Source organism: Pseudodonghicola xiamenensis DSM 18339 (genome assembly GCF_000429365.1).
Classification (GTDB): domain Bacteria; phylum Pseudomonadota; class Alphaproteobacteria; order Rhodobacterales; family Rhodobacteraceae; genus Pseudodonghicola; species Pseudodonghicola xiamenensis.
On sequence record NZ_AUBS01000003.1, the window covers coordinates 103532 to 119779 of the forward strand.

Consider the following 16248-nt stretch of genomic DNA (forward strand, 5'->3'; position numbering starts at 1 on the left):
CCGAAGCCGAAGCCGAAGCCGAAGCCGAAGCCGAAGAGGGCCCTGCGACGGCAGGGGCCGATGAGGCGCCTGCCGCGCCGCTGCTCCCATCCGCTCCGGCCGAAAAGGTCATCGTGAAACGCGGCGGCTTTATTCCCGCGCTGATCGGTGGCGTCGTTGCCGCATTCCTCGGGTTTGCCGCCGCCAAGACCGACGTGCTGGAGCCCTATCTGCCCGCCGCGCTGAAATCCGGCAGCTCCACCGCCGCGCTCGAGGCGCAGCTTGCCGATCAGGCCCAGGCGCTTGCGGCGCTGAGGGCTGATCTCGCCGCAGCCAAACCCGATCTGGCCCCGATCATGGCGCAGGTCAAATCCGCCACAGAGACCGCAACCAGTACCCAGACCGCCGTGGCGGAACTGAGGCAGGCGGTGGCGCCGCTGTCCGATCAGGTCGCTGCAGTCGATGCCCGGCTGACAGAGCTGGAAAAACGTCCGCTCTCTGCAGGTGCCGCGCCCGAGGCGGTTGCCGCCTATGAACGCGAATTGACTGCGATGAAAGAGTCGTTGTCGGCGCAACGGGCCGAGGTCGAGAAGATGGTTGCCGATGCCCGTGCCACCGAGGCGCGCGCGGCAGAGGCGGCGCAGCTTGCTGCCAATCGCACCGCCCTGGCCGAATTGCGCGCAGCGCTCGACAGTGGCAGCCCATTCAGCGGCCTGCTTTCCGAACTGGCTGCTGGCGGGGTCACCGTGCCCGATGCGCTGACCGTTGCCGCGCAGGATGGGGTGATTACCCTCGCGGCCCTGCGTGACGGTTTCGCCCCCGCCGCCCGTGACGCGCTGGCCGCCGCCCGGGCTGGAGCCAAGGGCACCGATCGCAGCCTGACCGCCTTCCTGCAGCGTCAGCTTGGTGCCCGCTCGGTTGCGCCGCGCGAAGGCACTGACCCCGACGCGATCCTGTCGCGGGCCGAGGCGGCGCTGACCGCCGGTAACCTCTCCGCCGCGCTGAGCGAGGTCGACAGTCTGCCCGAGGCCGCCCGTGCTGCCATGGCTGACTGGTCCACCCTGGCCCATCTGCGCGCCAATGCCATTGCTGCCGCGGATACGCTGGCGCAAAGCCTGAACACGAACTGAGGGGCCTGAGACATGCTGTGGTCGCTGCTGAAAATCCTGGTCTTCGTCGCCATCATCGCCCTGCTGGCCTTCGGGGCCGGCCTTTTGCTGGAGATGAGCGGTGGCGTGCAGATCACCGTCGCCGGCACCGAATATACGCTGGGTCCGCTGCAATCGGTGATCGCCCTGGTGGCGCTGGTGGCGCTGGTCTGGCTGTTCCTCAAGCTGTTGTCGCTGCTGGTGGCGACGTGGAAATTCCTCAACGGCGACGAGACCGCGCTGTCGCGCTTCTTCGACAAGGGGCGGGAACGGCGCGGCTACAAGGCGCTGGCCGAGGGCATGATGGCGCTGGCCTCGGGCGAAGGCCGGCTGGCGCTGGCCAAGGCCGACCGCGCCGCGCGCTATCTGGAAAAGCCGGATCTGACCGATCTTCTGACCGCCCAGGCGGCTGAGATGGCGGGGGATACCAAACGCGCGGCTGATGCGTACAAGCGGCTGGTCGGCAACGACAAGACCCGTTTTGTCGGCGTTCGTGGCATCATGAAGCAGAAGCTGGCCGAGGGCGACACCGACACCGCCCTCAAGTTGGCCGAAAAGGCGTTGGCGCTGCGGCCGCGGCATGAGGAAACTCAGAATGTCCTGCTGGATCTGCAGGCCAAGGCCGAAGATTGGGCCGGCGCCCGCAAGACGCTGACCGCCAAGCTGAAGTCTGGAAACCTGCCGCGCGACGTCTACAAGCGCCGCGATGCGGTGCTGGCCCTGTCCGAGGCGCGTGATGTGGCGCGCGAGGATATCAGCCTCGAGGCGCGCGAACGCGCGATCGAGGCGAACAAGCTGTCGCCCGATCTGGTGCCGGCTGCAGCACTTGCCGCGTGGGCCTATATCGCCGAGGGCAAGCCAAAGAACGCGATCCGCGTGCTGAAAAAGGCCTGGGAGGCGCAGCCGCACCCCGATCTGGCCGCCGCCTTTGCCACCATTGCTCCGGACGAAACCCCGCAGGAGCGGGTGAAACGGTTCAAGACGCTGACGCGTATCCATCCCGAAAACCCCGAAACCCGTCTGCTGGCGACCGAGCTGAATATCGTCGCCGAGGATTTTGCCGAAGCCCGCCGGGTGCTGGGTGATCTGGCGGAAAAGGCGCCGGATTCACGGGCGCTGACCTTGATGGCTGCGATCGAAAGAGGCGAGGGCGCGCCCGAGGCGGTGGTGCGCGGCTGGTTGACCAAGGCTCTGGCGGCGCCACGCGGGCCGCAATGGGTCTGTGACAATTGTGGTCAGATTCATGCGGAATGGGCGCCCTTCTGCAGCAATTGCCATGCCTTCGACACGCTGAGCTGGAAAACTCCGGCCACGCCCGAGATCACCAGCGCCATCGGTGGTGCCATGCTGCCGCTGATCACCGGTCAGATCGAAGATCATGGTGCGATGGTGGAGGATACGGCAGCCGAGGATATCCCCGAGGCCGAACCGGTCGAGCCGGAGGAGACCACGCCTGCCGCCGATCCTGCGCCCGAGGCGGGGGTGATCGAAAGCACTGCGGAAGAAACCGAAACCCCTGGGGTGGGAGAGCGAAAATAACCCCTTTCCTGCCCCGCGCGGCAATGCTAAAGCGCTGCGCACCAGGGCCGCTGTAGCTCAGCTGGTAGAGCACGTCATTCGTAATGATGGGGTCGGGGGTTCGAGTCCCTTCAGCGGCACCACTTTTCCCCAAGGTTCGGATCATTGGCATCGCAGGCCGCGCGCCCTGTCGATGCCGGGGACCTCACGGTGTTCGCTGGCGGTGGGCGTGGCCGGAGAGAGCCATTCCTTCATCGGCCAGCTTAGGCGATCTGTTCGATCCGACAGTGCACACAGAGCGGATCACCAGCGCATTGTGACGGCCCTCATCTCGCCCATGGAAACAGAGGGCTGTAGGGCGCGTCTCCAGATGCGCCACCCTGATCGGCGCCGTCTGTGGCAAATCCCGAGGAAACAGAGGCGCAGGCAGGTTCTTGCTCCTCGTGGTTCGGGATTGAGGGGGGCTGATCGCGGAGAATTGCCAGAGCGGGATTGCCTGCGTGCCGACTGCCACCGGGCGCGATCCGAAGGGGCGGTCTGACGAATGTCCGGGGACGACGACGGTGCCTTCAGGCCAGATGGTTTCTCAGCCGGCGCAATACGTTGGCTATTGGCGAACCGGCACGCCAGCCGGTTCTCGGGGTGATATCCGATTGTGAGGCGCGCTGTGTGATGATCTGCGGCGTCGCGGCAAAGGTCCGGAACGCGGGATGGGCGCGGCGCATCCAGTTATAGGCGCCGTCGACATGCATCGGCCCCCCTTGAGGAGAGCCTTGCGGACGCTCCAGCATGGCTTCGAGAAAGGGGATCGCTCTTGCGATGACCGGTTGGCGAAACCCCACCGCATGAGCGGTCAGCAACGAAAGATCGGGGGGGACCCGGGTTACTGGTCCGGTCGGCACCAATTCGGCAAGAGCTCGGTGACCGGCATAGAAAATGTCCCATTCCGTGGTCGCGAGCGCGTCGAGCACGACCCGGTGAAACCGCTGAAACGACCGGCCGAAATGCGCGTCGTCCTCAAGTAAAAGCAACGTCTTGACCGAGCTGTCGCGGGCGGCCTTGAGCAGGTTCAGATGGCTGAGAAAGCACCCCCGCGCACCGATCGAGGGGAAGGCGCCGGCGGTTTCTGGACGCATGGCGGGAAACAGGGAGATCCTTTCGCCGTCGATGGCCGCACCTTGTTGCCGTAATTCTGCTTCGATCTCTTGCCGTCGGTCGTAACGATCCGGCAGGTTGATGATCATGGTTCGCGAAAAACGATCCAGGAACGCGTTGGGCATGCGGTTTTAGCCTGATTAGAGCCTGCTCTGAGCCTGAGCACCCTTGTGAACGGAGCCGGCTGACGATTTCGTCCAGGCTCTGGCTAATTGGCTCCGGTCGCCGAGACAAGTCGGTTCTGGCGACCGGAGCGGATCGGGATGGGGCTGTGGTTCAGAACCCGCTCACGGCCGGCAGCCAGGTCGACAATGCCGGCACGAAGGTCAGCAGCATCAGAACCACAAAGCTCAGCAGGAAGAAAGGGGGCATTTCCCGGATCAGCGCGCCGGGTTTCAGGCCCACGGTCGAGGAGACGACGAAGATCAGGCTGCCGACAGGGGGCGTCGCGAGCCCCATGGTCAGGTTGACAATCACCACGATGGCGAAATGTTCCGGCGCGATCCCCAGCGCGTGGCTGATCGGCGCCAGGATCGGCACCAAGATCATCACGCCCGGCAGTGGGTCCATGAACAGGCCGAAGACCAGCAGCAGCACGTTGACCGCCAGCAGGAAAAGGATCGGCGACAGATCCCACGAAATGATGGTTTCCGCCAGGAACTGCGGGATGCCCTCGATCACCAGAACCCAGGCAAAGGCGCGGGCCGCGCCCAGGATCAGCAGTACCGCGGTGCTGACCAGTGCGGCGCGCAGAATGATCCCCGGCAGCGTCCGCAGGCTGAGCGAGCGATAGACGAAGAAGCCGCAGAGCAGCGCGTAGAACACCGCGATCACCGACGCCTCGGTGGGGGTGAAGATACCGCTGCGGATACCGCCGATGATCAGCACGATCAGGAAGATCGCCGGCATCGCGAAGACGCTGGTACGGATCATCTCGGGCAGGGCAGGGCGGGCCTCGTCGCTGCGGTAGCCGCGCTTGCGGCTGACATACCAGTTGCCCGCCAGGGTGCCGATGGACAAGAGCAGCCCGGGAATGATCCCGGCCATGAACAGCGCACCGACCGAGGTGTTCTCATCCTGCATCGCGTAGATGATCATGGTGATCGACGGCGGAATGATCGGCCCGACGATGGCGCTGGAGATGGTCAGCGCCCCGGCATATGATTTGTCGTAGCCGCCTTTTTCCATCATCCGGATCATCATCGCGCCCGGCCCCGCGGCATCGGCCAGGGCAGAGCCGGAAATCCCGGCAAAGAGGGTTGATGAGATCACATTGGCATAACCCAGACCGCCACGCAGATGGCCGACGAATTGCGACACGAAGCGCAGCAGCGTCTGGGTGATGCCGCCGCCGGTCATCAGCTCGGCCGCGAGCACGAAGAAGGGGACCGCCAGCAGCGGAAAGCTGTCGAGGCCGGCGAACATCTCCTTCACCACCACGAGATGGGGGTAATGGCTGGCGAAGCTCAGCGCCACGAAGACCGAGATCATCATCGCGAACGCGACGGGAACCCCCAAGGCCAGCAGCACGAACAGGGCGGGAAAGAGGATCTCAGCCATTTGCGCCCCCGGGCAAAGCATCGGTTTCCTCGCCATGAGATTTATAGTGGCCGGCGGAAACGAAGGGATGGGCGATCAGCAGCAAGTGCACGATCAGCAGGCTGAAGCCGATCGGCATCGCCGCGTAGATATATTTGAACGACAGTCGCAGCGCCGGTGTCTTCTGGAACTGCATCCGCTGCATGTATTGCCAGCCGACCCAGACCATGAAGGCGAAGAACCCCAGCAACAGTACCAGGATCAGCGCCCGGACCGCGACGCGCGCGGAATTCGGCAGCGAATCCTGCAGGTTGGTGATTGCCACATGCATCCCCGACCGCAGCGCCAGCCCGGCGCCCAGGAAGGCCATCCAGATCATCATGTAGCGTGCCGCCTCGTCCGCCCAGGGCAGCGAATTGTTGGTGAGGTATCGCAGCCCCACATTGGTGCCGACGACACCGGCCATGCCCGCAAGCAGCAGGATGACGGCGGCGGCGTTCACGATAACGAAAAGGCGTTCGATCTGTCGCATGGGCAGGGCTGTCTTTCGAATGGGAAAGGCGGCGCGAGGCCCGCGCCGCCCTTTGTCGTCAAGAAATCGCGATTACTCGGTCGCGATGATGTTGTCGATCAGCGCCTTGTCGTAGGTCTTGTAATATTCCTCGTAAGCCGGGGCGACGGCCTTGAGGAATTCCGCCTTTTCTTCCGGCGTCAGGGCGTTGATCTCCATGCCGCGCTCGCGCAGGGTTTCGACCCCGCTGGCCTCGACATCGTCGACATAGCCGCGCATGGCGATCACTGCCTCGGTCGCGCCTTTCTCGAACGCGGCCTTGTCTTCGTCGGACAGACCTTCCCAGAAGGGTTTCGACACCAGCAGCATCGCCGGGGAATAGACATGGCCCGACAGCGTCAGGTACTTCTGCACTTCATCCAGCTTGACCGAGACGATCACCGACAACGGGTTTTCCTGCCCGTCGATCACGCCCTGTTGCAGCGAGCTGACGACCTCGGGCCAGGCCATCGGCGTCGGTGCCGCGCCGAGTACGGTGAAGGCCTCGAGGTGAACCGGGTTTTCCATCGTCCGCAGTTTCATCCCGGCCATGTCGGCGGGGGTGTGGATCGGGTTGCGGTTGTTGGTGATGTGGCGGAAACCCTGTTCGCCCCAGGCCAGCGCATGCAGGCCGACATCGTCGAACTTGGCCAGGATTTCGTCACCGATCGGGCCGTCCAGCACGCGGCGGGCATGGCCCAGGTCGCGGAACATGAAGGGGATGTCGAAGACGCCGGCTTCTGCCACGAAGTTGCTGAGCGTGCCGGAGGAAACCACAGTCGCCTCGACGGTGCCGATCTGCAGGCCTTCGATTACTTCGCGCTCACCGCCCAGACCGGACGAAGGGAAGTGTTTGAAGGCGAATTTACCGTCGGTTTCGGCCTCGACGACTTCCTGCCATTTCTTGGCGGCGACGCCGTAATGCGAGGTCGGCGACAGGGCATAGCCGATCTTGACCTCGGTTTGTGCGCTGGCGGCGGTGCCGGCGATTTGCAGGGCCGCGGTGATCGCCAGCATGGCGCTGCCACGAATGAACATAGTCATGACACTCTCCTCCAGAATTCAGATTGCAGGTTGGTAACCTTTGCATTCCACGGGAGCAAGGCGCCCTGAAACGACATTTCACAAAATCCCGGGGGATTTTATGGCAACATTATTGCCCTAATTGGGTGGCGAGGACGATTATCAGGATTTTCCATTCAGTGTTTCTGGGTGTTCCGGCCGCGAAAGCGGTTGGAAGCGCCCGGGCTTCGGACTTTGATGGGACCGAACTGTCATTGCACCGGACCAAGACCCATGACCGACCATCGCTATTACGCGCCCAGCGGAGGCCTGCCGCCGCAGACGCAACTTTTGACTGACCGGGCAGTGTTTACCAATGCCTATGCGGTGATCCCGAAGGGGTGTTTCAGCGATATCGTGACCAGTGCCTTGCCGTTTTGGGACGACGCGCGGTTCTGGGTGATTGCCCGACCGATGTCGGGCTTCGCCGAAACGTTTTCGCATTACATCGCCGAGGTTCAGCCCGGTGGCGGCAGCGACCGGCCCGACAGCGATCCGCGCGCCGAAGCGGTGATTTTCGTGGTCGAAGGAGAGCTGCAGCTGACCATCGGCGGCCAGTCGCATGATCTGGACGCGGGTGGCTATGCCTATCTGCCGGCGGGCAGCATTTGGCAGCTTCGCGCCACGGGGCAGGGGGCCGTGCGGTTCCACTGGCTGCGCAAGGCCTATGTCGCGGTCGAGGGGCTGGCGGCGCCAGAGGCCTTCGTCAGCCATGAGGACGACCACGCTCCCATTGCCATGCCGGGAACCGAGGGCAAATGGGCCACCACCCGTTTCGTCGACCCGGCAGACCTGCGCCACGACATGCATGTGAATATCGTCACCCTGCAGCCGGGCGCGGTGATCCCCTTTGCCGAAACCCATGTGATGGAACACGGGCTTTATGTGCTGGAGGGGAAGGGGGTCTATCGGCTGAACCAGGATTGGGTCGAGGTCGAAGCCGGAGATTACATGTGGCTGCGCGCCTTCTGCCCGCAGGCCTGCTATGCCGGTGGTCCGGGGCCGTTCCGCTATCTGCTCTACAAGGATGTAAACCGGCATATGCCGTTGTGAGGGCCGGGCGGCCTAACTCTCCGGAATCCTGGTTTTTCCCGGTTTAGACACTGGTAATACGAAACCTATCCAAGAAAACAATGCCCGCCATCTCCCCGGATGGCGGGCGTTGCCGTTTCTGACTGCGGCTCAGTCAATCACTCGCCTGTCAGCGACCCCGTGCCATGGCCGGCCAGACCGCCCGAGACCTCATCGGTCGCCTCATCGGGCAAATCCTCGGGCAGGATCAGGTTCAGCACGATCGCGATCAGCGCCGCGGGCAGGATGCCCGACGCGCCCAGGATGCGCAGCGTATCCGGCAGGTGCTGCAGCGCGTTGGGTGCGCCGGCGGGCAGGTTCATCACCTCAAGCTGCAGACCCAGCCCGAAGGACAGCGCCACGGCAAAGATCACCATGTTGCGCCGGTTCCAGACCACATCCGACAGCATCGAGATGCCCGAGGCCACCACCATGCCGAACATCACGATGACACCGCCGCCCAGAACCTCGATCGGCACGGTACGGATGACGCCGCCGACCTTTGGGATCAGCCCGCAAATGATCAGGAAGATCGCCCCGAAGGTCACCACATGGCGGCTCATCAACCCGGTCATGGCGATCAGGCCGACGTTTTGGGAAAACGAGGTATTGGGCAGCGCCCCGAAGACACCGGCCACGGCAGTGCCCAGACCATCGGCATAGGTGGCCCCCGCGATTTCCTTGTCGGTGGCTTCGCGGCCGGCACCGCCCTTGGTTATGCCCGAGACATCGCCGACCGTCTCAACCGCCGAGACGAAGGCCATCAGGCAGAAGCCGATGACGGCAGCGGCGGAGAATTCGAAACCGTATTTGAACGGCTGCGGCAACGCGAAGACGGCGGCATTGTTCCAGCTTGCCGCGATCTTGGTGGGGGGCAGCATGCCCACCATCATGCAGTAGACATAGCCCACCACGATGCCGATCAGCACTGCCGAGATCGACAGCATGCCGCGGGTGAAGAATTTCACCGCGAGCGTCACGAAGATCACCACCAGCGCCGCGGACCAACTGAGAAGCCCGCCATAGCTGGCGCTGCCGCTGGCCTTTGCCGGCACGCCACCGGCAGCATATTCGATGCCGACCTTGACCAGTGCCAGACCGATCATGGTGACGACTAGCCCGGTCACCAGCGGTGGCAGGGCAAAGCGTATCTTGCCGATCACCATCCCCAGGCAGGCATGGAACAGACCGCCGATCAGAACCCCGCCGAACAGCGCGGCCAGCCCATCCACCCCCTTGCCGGCGACCAGCGGGATCATGATGGGGATGAAGGCGAAGGAAGTGCCCTGAACCACCGGCAACCGGGCGCCGACCGGCCCCATGCCGATGGTCTGAAACAGGGTGGCGATGCCGGCGAACAGCATTGCCATCTGGATCATATAGAGCAGTTCCGGGAAATCCGGGCTGTTCGATCCAAAGCCGAAGCCGGCGGCTCCGGCCACGATGATTGCCGGTGTCACATTCGACACGAACATCGCCAGTACATGCTGGATCCCCAGCGGAATCGCCACGGCGAGCGGCGGGGTGAAGTTCGGATCGCGCATTTGCTCGGCGCTGCCGATATTGGCCATTTCGTCCCTCCTTGTCGGGTGCCGGGCTTTGCCCGGTCGTTTTATCGCGCGTTGGTATTGGTCGTCTGTCTTGGTCTTAGGGGCTGGCCTCGATGCTGTAGGGCGTGTCGAACCAGTATTCCTGCAGGTTGTCCCCGGCGCCGATGCGATCGACCACGGCGAAAACACCGGGCGGGGACAGGGGGGTCAGCACCCCGTGCCAGATATTCCTGAAAAGGTTGATCCCCTGTCCCGGCGCGGTCAAGAAGGCGTGCGGTTTGCCGGGGCGATCCCCCGCATCTGCCGCGACAATGACCAGAAAAGAGGTCGGCGACAGTGGCAGGAAGGCCTGGGAACCCAGCGGATGCCGCTCCATCATCTCAAGCCGATAGGGCAGGGCGCGCGGTTCGGCATCGAACAGGCTGATGCCCACACGCCCCTCGGCATCGGCTTCGACCCGGGCCAGATCGTGGTGGCGGCCGCAAAGCCCTTGGTTGATGATCTTGTCGGGCGTGCCCTTCAGTTCGATCACATCGCCGAAGGGAGCAAAGGCGGCGGCGGTCAGCGGTTCGGTCAGGATCACGGTCATCGCCGGGCGTCCCCGGCGCGATGTTTCACGGGAAACGCGCGCCGGATCATGGCAGCAGATCCTTCAGCCGCAGTCCGGCAATCCGTTCGACTTGACGGCAGGCTTCGGCGAATTCCTGATCGCGGTCGTTCTCCAGCCGCCGCTCAAAGGCGGCAAGGATGCCCGGTTTGTCGTGATCGCGCACCGCGATGATGAAGGGAAAGCCGAATTTTACCACATAGGCCGCGTTCAACCGGCTGAAGGTCTCGCGTTCCGCGTCGGTCAGCGCGTCGAGCCCGGCGCTGGCCTGTTCGGCGGTGCTTTCCGCCGTCAGCCGCCTGGCCGCCGCCAGCTTGCCGGCCAGATCGGGGTGGGACAGCAGCACGCCCAGCCGGTCCTTGTCGCTGGCAGAGCGGAAGATGCGGGCCAGCGCATTGCCCAGACCGATCGCGCTGTCATGTGCCGGGCCCAGCTCAAGATCGAAGGCCCGATCGGCGATCCAGGAGGAATGTTCATAGATGCCGCCGAACCTGGCAACGAAGGCCTCGCGCGTCATCTTGCTGGGCCGCTGCCAGCGCTTGTGCGGGTGATGTTGGGCCCAGTGGCGCGCCACGTCGATCCGCCGCGGCGTCCAGACGTCTTCGAATTCGGCGATATAGTCGATGAAGCGTTTCAGCCCGGCCAGTTTCCCCGGCCGCCCGATCAGCCGGCAATGCAGACCGATGGTCATCATCTTCGGTGCCCCCGCCTGACCTTCGGAATAAAGGACATCGAAGGCGTCGCGCAGATAGGTGAAGAACTGTTCCCCGGTGATATAGCCGGGCGCGGTGGCAAACCGCATGTCATTGGCTTCGAGCGTATAGGGGATGATCAGCTGATCGCGATCCTCAAGCTCCAGCCAATAGGGCAGATCGTCGTCATAGGTGTCGGAGATATAGTCGAACTGCCCGGTCTCGGCGGTGAGCCGCACGGTATTGGCCGAACAGCGCCCGGTGTACCAGCCGCGCGGCGGCTCCCCCACCACTTCGGTATGCAGGCGGATCGCCTCGGCGATCGCGGCGCGCTCCTCCGCCTCGGGCATGTCCTTGTGTTCGACCCATTTCAGCCCGTGGCTGGCGATCTCCCATCCCGCTTCCTTCATCGCCTCGACCTGTTCGGCGCTGCGCGCCAACGCGGTGGCGACGCCATAGATCGTGACCGGGATGCCGGCGCCGGTGAACAGCCGGTGCAGCCGCCAGAACCCGGCGCGGGCGCCGTATTCATAGATCGATTCCATGTTCCAGTGCCGCTGTCCCGGCCACATCGCCGCACCGGCGATATCGGACAGGAATGCCTCTGACGCGGCATCGCCATGCAGGATGCAATTCTCGCCGCCTTCTTCATAGTTCAGCACGAATTGCACCGCCACCTTGGCGCCGCCGGGCCACTCAGCAACCGGAGGTTTGGACCCATAGCCGCGCATGTCACGGGGGTAGCGTGTCATCGTAATGTCTCCTGCTGTGCACAAAGAAGATGTAGCTCAGAATAACCCGTTTGAGTTTTCTGGAATTCTTGAAGGAGTTGTAGCCAATTCGGGGGTGCGGCACGGGGTCCATTTGCGTAAAAACAAGGCAGAGACGGGGACCGAACAGGGAGACTGGGATGGCCGGCTATCTGACGACGCATGTTCTGGACACGGCACGGGGCCTTCCCGCGGCGGGGCTGAAGATCGAGCTGTTCCGCATCGAGGGCGCGGCGCGGCACCTGCTGAAATCCGTTACCACCAATGACGATGGTCGCACCGATGCGCAGATCCTGCCGGCGGCAGAGTTCGAACCGGGCACCTACGAACTGGTCTTTCACGCCGGGGCCTATCTGGATGAGACCGGGCCGGCGCAGGAACCGCCGCGCTTTCTCGACCTGATCCCGATCCGTTTTGGCATGAGCGAGCCCACGCATTACCACGTTCCGCTTCTGCTGTCGCCCTTCGGTTATTCCACCTATCGCGGTAGCTGACCGCGCGTCAGGGCGCGGCATCGGTCATTTCATCGCCGCTTGGATATGTTCGGCCATGAAGTCGATCAACAGCCGCGTTTTCGGATCCTGCCGCCGACGGTGCATGTAGAGGCAGCCAAGCTGGATCGGCACCGGTGGGGTGTCCTCCGCGACAGGCACCAGCGCGCCGGACTTCAAGTGTTCGGCGACTTCGAAGATCGGTTTCAGGATGATGCCGTGGCCGTCGAGCGCCCAGCCGGTCAGCACGTCGCCGTCATCGCTTTCGAACGGTCCCTGAACCGAAAAGCGCTGCACACCCTCCTCTGTCTGTAACGGCCACTGGAATTCCCGGGCGCCGGGATAGCGCAAGTTCAGGCAATCGTGTTTGTCCTGCAGCAGATCCTCGCCAGTGTCGGGCATGCCGCGCCGCGTGATATAGGCGGGCGCCGCGCACAGAAGTCGTGGCACATCGGCTATCTTGCGCATCCTGAGCGCGGAATCTTCGGGGATACCCAGGAAGAACGCCAGATCGAGCCCTTCTGCCGCCAGATCCAATTTGCGATCCGACAGTCGCAGCCGGATGTCGATCAGCGGATATTTCTCTTTGAAAGCAGGCAGTTTCGGCGCGATGAGTCGGCGGCCCAGCCCCAGCGGGGCCGCGACGAAGAGCGATCCGCGCGGTGTCATGGTCAGGTTCGATATATCGGCCTCGGCCGTTTCCACCGCTTCGAGGATCTTGCAGGCGCCGCGATAGAACAGATGGCCCTGTTCCGTTGGGTTCAGCGTGCGGGTGGTGCGCTGGAACAGCCGCACGTTCAGATGGTCTTCAAGCTGGGAAATCCGTGCCGAGGCGACGGCGGCCGAAATCCTCTGATCCCGGGCGGCGGCGGACATATTGCCCAATTCATAGACTCTGACGAAGGTCTGGATGTTGTCCAGGTAGGCCATTGGGCTTCATTGTTCGTTTTTATTTGAAGCATATTGGCGCTTTCGGCGGATACTTGACAATACGCAACCGGGATAAGCTGCGGAAAAACAGCGCTGTCGGAGGAATATGATGCAGGACATGGTGATTATCTGGGATTGGCTGGGCTTTGCCGTCCGCTGGTTGCATGTGGTGACCGCGATCGCCTGGATCGGGTCGTCCTTCTATTTCATCGCGCTGGACCTGGGGCTGCGGCAGGCGCCGCATCTGCCAAAGGGCGCCTATGGCGAGGAATGGCAGGTCCATGGCGGCGGTTTCTATCATATCCAGAAATACCTGGTCGCGCCGGAGCACATGCCCGAGCATCTGACCTGGTTCAAATGGGAAAGCTATTCCACTTGGCTCTCCGGCGCGGCGCTGCTGATGGTGATCTACTGGGCAGGGGCAGAGCTTTATCTGATCGACGCCCAGAAGGTCGAACTGACGCAATGGCAGGCCATCCTGATCTCGGCCGCCTCGCTGACCATCGGCTGGCTGGTCTATGATACCCTGTGCAAATCGGGCTTGGGTGAAAAGCCGACGGCGCTGATGATCCTGCTGTTCTTGCTGCTGGTGGCGATGGGCTGGGGCTATAATCAGATCTTCACCGGTAGGGCGGTGATGCTGCATCTGGGCGCCTTCACCGCGACGATCATGACCGCCAATGTGGCGATGATCATCATTCCTAACCAGAAGATCGTTGTTGCTGATCTCAAGGCCGGGCGGGTGCCGGATGCGAAATACGGGCGGATCGCCAAACTGCGGTCGACCCATAACAACTATCTCACCCTGCCGGTGATCTTCCTGATGCTGTCGAACCACTATCCGCTTGCCTTCGCCACCCAGTACAACTGGGTGATCGCGGCGCTGGTGTTCCTGATGGGGGTGACGATCCGGCACTATTTCAACACCCGCCACGCCCGCAAAGGCAATCCGGTCTGGACCTGGGCGGTCACCGCCTTGCTGTTTGTCGCGATCATGGCGCTCTCGCTCGCACCCTTGCAGCAGGACAGCTATGACGACAGCGAGGCGCGGGCGATGAACCGGGTCGAGACCGCCTTTGCCGAGGCCGAGGGGTTCGAGGATGTCGCCGATATCGTGATGAGCCGCTGTTCCATGTGCCATGCGCGCGAACCGGTCTGGGATGGCATCCACCACGCGCCGAAGAACGTTCTGCTTGAGACCCCGGCCGATGTCGCGCAGCACGCGCGGCTGATCTTTCTGCAGGCCGGTGCCAGCCAGGCGATGCCGCCCGCCAACTTGACCTGGATGGAGCCGGAGGAGCGCGCCCGGATCGTTTCCTGGTATACCGCCGGGGCACGCAATCTGCCGGTGGTGCTGGCAGCGAACTGATCCCGAGACCCCACCCGGCGCGGTCTTTTCAGGGTGGGTTTGGCCTGCGTGATAGAGTCAATTCACGCAAGGAAAGACTGGATCCGTGATCCGTGCCCGGGCAGTCTGTCGTCAAGGGGAGGAACCTTGCATGACAGATTTGCCCAAGCCCGGCACACGGCCGTGGCATGCCCATTATAATGCGGGCGTTGCGCCCGATTTCATCCCACCGAAGACCACGCTGACCCGCATGCTGGATCGCGGCTTTGCCGAACATGCCGACCGGGTGCTGATCGAATATGGTGGGGAGGAAATCACCTATGCCGGGATGCGGGCGATGGCCGCCCGTGCCGCTGCGGCGCTGATCGCGCGGGGATTGCAGCCTGGCGACCGGCTGGCGCTGCACCTGCCGAACAGCCCCTGGCATCCGGTGTTTTTCTTCGGCGCCATGGCGGCGGGGCTGACCGTGACCCACCTGAGCCCGCTCGACGCCGCCGGAGAGATCGCCCACAAGCTGGCCGACAGCGGCGCAAAGCTGGTGATTTCCCTGACCGCGCCCGATTTTTCCACGCCGCTGATGGGCGCCGCCGCCTATGGCAGCCTGCCGCCGGTGGTGCAGTGCCCCGATGCGGTGCTGAAGGGCGACGGAGTGTCTTACGGCGCGATCAGCCTGGCGGCTTTTTGGGCCGGGCACGAGGGGGCCGCCTGGGACCCGATGCCAGTCGCGCCGGGGGATATCGCGCTGCTGCAATATACCGGCGGAACCACCGGGCGGCCCAAGGCGGCGGTGCTGACCCATGCCAATATCGCGGCCTCGGTCAACATCTATCGCGAATTCCTCAAGGGGGAAGCGGTGCGGGAGCCGGGAAAGCGCACGCTGTTGTTCTCGCCGGTCTTCCATATCCTGGGGCTGTCGACGCAGTTGCTGCGCGGGTTTTGCGATGGGCTGACGATCCATCTGCGGCCGCGGTTCGATGCGGCGCAGGCGCTGGATGATATCGAGGCCTATGGCATCAACATCATGACCGGCGTGCCGACCATGTGGATCGCGATCCTGCGTCAGCCCGGGGTCGAAGGGCGTGATCTGTCCTCGCTGGACTTCATCGGATCGGGCGGCGCGCCTCTGCCGGTCGAGGTGTTTCAGCGCATCCGCCAGTTGACGGGGCTCAAGCTGCGGGGCGGATGGGGGATGACCGAAACCGCGCCGGCGGGGTCGAACATGCCGCCCGATGTGCCTGACAGCAAGCTGGGCACCATCGGTATCCCGCTGCCGGGGCTTGAGATCAGGATCGTCGATCCGGCCGATCCCGCCCGGGTGCTGGGTTTCGGCGATGAGGGCGAAATGGCGATCCGGGGCCCCAATGTCACCAGCGGCTATTGGAACAAGCCGGAGGAGACTGCGGCCTCCTTTATCGATGATTGGTTTCTGACCGGCGATATCGCCCGGATGGATGAAGACGGCTTCCTCTATCTGGTCGATCGCAAGAAGGACATGATCATTTCGGGCGGCTTCAATGTCTATCCGGTGGTGATCGAGGATGCGGTGCATCGCCATCCGGCGGTGTCCGAGGCGATGGCTGTCGGCATCCCAGATCCCTATCGCGGCGAAAGCGCCAAGGTCTTTGTGGTGCTGAACCCCGGCGCCAAGCCCTTCACGTTGGAGGAGTTGCAGGCCTTTCTGGCCGACAAGCTGGGCCGGCACGAAATCCCCCGCGATCTGGAGTTTCGCGCGGGTCTGCCGAAAACCCCGGTGGGCAAGCTGGACCGCAAGGCGCTGCGCGCCGAAATCCGGGCCGAGCTGGAGCCGGCCTGAACCGGATCGCCCGGGCGCGCAATGG

General features: G+C 63.6%; 14 protein-coding genes and 1 tRNA gene. 7 read left to right on the top strand and 8 right to left on the bottom strand.

Features of this window, described 5'->3' with window-relative positions; translation table 11 throughout:
- The 3 genes from G455_RS23395 to G455_RS0105585 all read left to right on the top strand — a co-directional run.
- A partial coding sequence (locus tag G455_RS23395) for a hypothetical protein (protein ID WP_205620458.1) occupies positions 1–1109 on the top strand: 1109 nt, incomplete at its 5' end.
- Positions 1110–1121: 12 nt separating this feature from the next.
- Positions 1122–2666 carry a heme biosynthesis protein HemY gene (locus tag G455_RS0105580; RefSeq protein WP_028092791.1) on the top strand — a complete coding sequence of 515 codons (1545 nt, stop codon included), beginning with the start codon at positions 1122–1124 and terminating at the stop codon, positions 2664–2666.
- Between the two features lie 46 nt (positions 2667–2712).
- Positions 2713–2788: transfer RNA gene (locus G455_RS0105585), tRNA-Thr, on the top strand.
- A gap of 426 nt (positions 2789–3214) precedes the next feature.
- Here G455_RS0105585 and G455_RS23400 read toward each other — a convergent pair.
- The 4 genes from G455_RS23400 to G455_RS0105605 all read right to left on the bottom strand — a co-directional run bounded on the left by G455_RS23400 (position 3215) and on the right by G455_RS0105605 (position 6933).
- The gene (locus G455_RS23400) at positions 3215–3889 is read right to left on the bottom strand and encodes a glycosyltransferase family 25 protein (protein WP_161629386.1); all 675 of its coding nucleotides are present in this window, start codon (positions 3887–3889) and stop codon (positions 3215–3217) included.
- A 187-nt stretch (positions 3890–4076) separates the two neighbouring features.
- Complete coding sequence (locus tag G455_RS0105595) at positions 4077–5360, bottom strand: TRAP transporter large permease (RefSeq protein ID WP_028092792.1); 1284 nt, start codon at positions 5358–5360, stop codon at positions 4077–4079.
- A complete protein-coding gene (locus G455_RS0105600) occupies positions 5353–5871 on the bottom strand; it encodes a TRAP transporter small permease (protein ID WP_028092793.1) in 519 nt (172 codons plus the stop codon). Before G455_RS0105600 ends, G455_RS0105595 begins: the two co-directional genes overlap by 8 nt.
- A 72-nt stretch (positions 5872–5943) precedes the next feature.
- Positions 5944–6933 carry a TRAP transporter substrate-binding protein gene (locus G455_RS0105605; RefSeq protein ID WP_028092794.1) on the bottom strand — a complete coding sequence of 330 codons (990 nt, stop codon included), beginning with the start codon at positions 6931–6933 and terminating at the stop codon, positions 5944–5946.
- Between the two features lie 252 nt (positions 6934–7185).
- On the opposite strand from G455_RS0105605, the gene G455_RS0105610 reads away from it, so the two are divergent.
- The gene (locus G455_RS0105610) at positions 7186–8004 is read left to right on the top strand and encodes a bifunctional allantoicase/(S)-ureidoglycine aminohydrolase (RefSeq protein WP_028092795.1); all 819 of its coding nucleotides are present in this window, start codon (positions 7186–7188) and stop codon (positions 8002–8004) included.
- Positions 8005–8141: 137 nt separating this feature from the next.
- Here the strand turns inward: G455_RS0105610 and G455_RS0105615 are convergent, their stop codons facing one another.
- From G455_RS0105615 to puuE, 3 genes are all read right to left on the bottom strand, one after another.
- A complete protein-coding gene (locus tag G455_RS0105615) occupies positions 8142–9593 on the bottom strand; it encodes a uracil-xanthine permease family protein (protein ID WP_028092796.1) in 1452 nt (483 codons plus the stop codon).
- A 76-nt stretch (positions 9594–9669) separates the two neighbouring features.
- A complete protein-coding gene (locus G455_RS0105620) occupies positions 9670–10161 on the bottom strand; it encodes an ureidoglycolate lyase (protein WP_028092797.1) in 492 nt (163 codons plus the stop codon).
- A gap of 46 nt (positions 10162–10207) precedes the next feature.
- Entirely contained in the window at positions 10208–11623 is a 1416-nt protein-coding gene (puuE, locus tag G455_RS0105625) for an allantoinase PuuE (RefSeq protein ID WP_028092798.1), read from the bottom strand.
- A gap of 158 nt (positions 11624–11781) precedes the next feature.
- Between puuE and uraH the strand changes: the two genes are divergently transcribed.
- Entirely contained in the window at positions 11782–12135 is a 354-nt protein-coding gene (gene uraH / locus G455_RS0105630; RefSeq protein ID WP_028092799.1) for a hydroxyisourate hydrolase, read from the top strand.
- A gap of 24 nt (positions 12136–12159) precedes the next feature.
- On the opposite strand, the gene G455_RS0105635 is transcribed toward uraH, so the two are convergent.
- On the bottom strand, positions 12160–13062 hold the full coding sequence (locus tag G455_RS0105635) for a LysR family transcriptional regulator (RefSeq protein WP_028092800.1): 903 nt from the start codon (positions 13060–13062) through the stop codon (positions 12160–12162).
- A 109-nt stretch (positions 13063–13171) separates the two neighbouring features.
- On the opposite strand from G455_RS0105635, the gene G455_RS0105640 reads away from it, so the two are divergent.
- Positions 13172–14431, top strand: a complete 1260-nt coding sequence (locus G455_RS0105640) for a urate hydroxylase PuuD (protein WP_028092801.1) — start codon at positions 13172–13174, stop codon at positions 14429–14431.
- Between the two features lie 130 nt (positions 14432–14561).
- Positions 14562–16223, top strand: coding sequence for an AMP-binding protein (locus G455_RS0105645; RefSeq protein WP_028092802.1), 1662 nt, complete (start codon positions 14562–14564; stop codon positions 16221–16223).
- Positions 16224–16248: the final 25 nt, after the last annotated feature.

Excerpts from the sequence above, each read along its gene's own strand:
- G455_RS0105580 (WP_028092791.1), top strand. The coding sequence starts at position 1,122 with ATGCTGTGGTCGCTGCTGAAAATCCTGGTCTTCGTCGCCATCATCGCC.
- puuE (WP_028092798.1), bottom strand. The coding sequence starts at position 11,623 with ATGACACGCTACCCCCGTGACATGCGCGGCTATGGGTCCAAACCTCCG.
- uraH (WP_028092799.1), top strand. The coding sequence starts at position 11,782 with ATGGCCGGCTATCTGACGACGCATGTTCTGGACACGGCACGGGGCCTT.
- G455_RS0105595 (WP_028092792.1), bottom strand. The coding sequence starts at position 5,360 with ATGGCTGAGATCCTCTTTCCCGCCCTGTTCGTGCTGCTGGCCTTGGGG.
- G455_RS0105645 (WP_028092802.1), top strand. The coding sequence starts at position 14,562 with ATGACAGATTTGCCCAAGCCCGGCACACGGCCGTGGCATGCCCATTAT.
- G455_RS0105600 (WP_028092793.1), bottom strand. The coding sequence starts at position 5,871 with ATGCGACAGATCGAACGCCTTTTCGTTATCGTGAACGCCGCCGCCGTC.
- G455_RS0105640 (WP_028092801.1), top strand. The coding sequence starts at position 13,172 with ATGCAGGACATGGTGATTATCTGGGATTGGCTGGGCTTTGCCGTCCGC.
- G455_RS23400 (WP_161629386.1), bottom strand. The coding sequence starts at position 3,889 with ATGATCATCAACCTGCCGGATCGTTACGACCGACGGCAAGAGATCGAA.
- G455_RS0105635 (WP_028092800.1), bottom strand. The coding sequence starts at position 13,062 with ATGGCCTACCTGGACAACATCCAGACCTTCGTCAGAGTCTATGAATTG.
- G455_RS0105605 (WP_028092794.1), bottom strand. The coding sequence starts at position 6,933 with ATGACTATGTTCATTCGTGGCAGCGCCATGCTGGCGATCACCGCGGCC.
- G455_RS0105610 (WP_028092795.1), top strand. The coding sequence starts at position 7,186 with ATGACCGACCATCGCTATTACGCGCCCAGCGGAGGCCTGCCGCCGCAG.
- G455_RS0105620 (WP_028092797.1), bottom strand. The coding sequence starts at position 10,161 with ATGACCGTGATCCTGACCGAACCGCTGACCGCCGCCGCCTTTGCTCCC.
- G455_RS0105615 (WP_028092796.1), bottom strand. The coding sequence starts at position 9,593 with ATGGCCAATATCGGCAGCGCCGAGCAAATGCGCGATCCGAACTTCACC.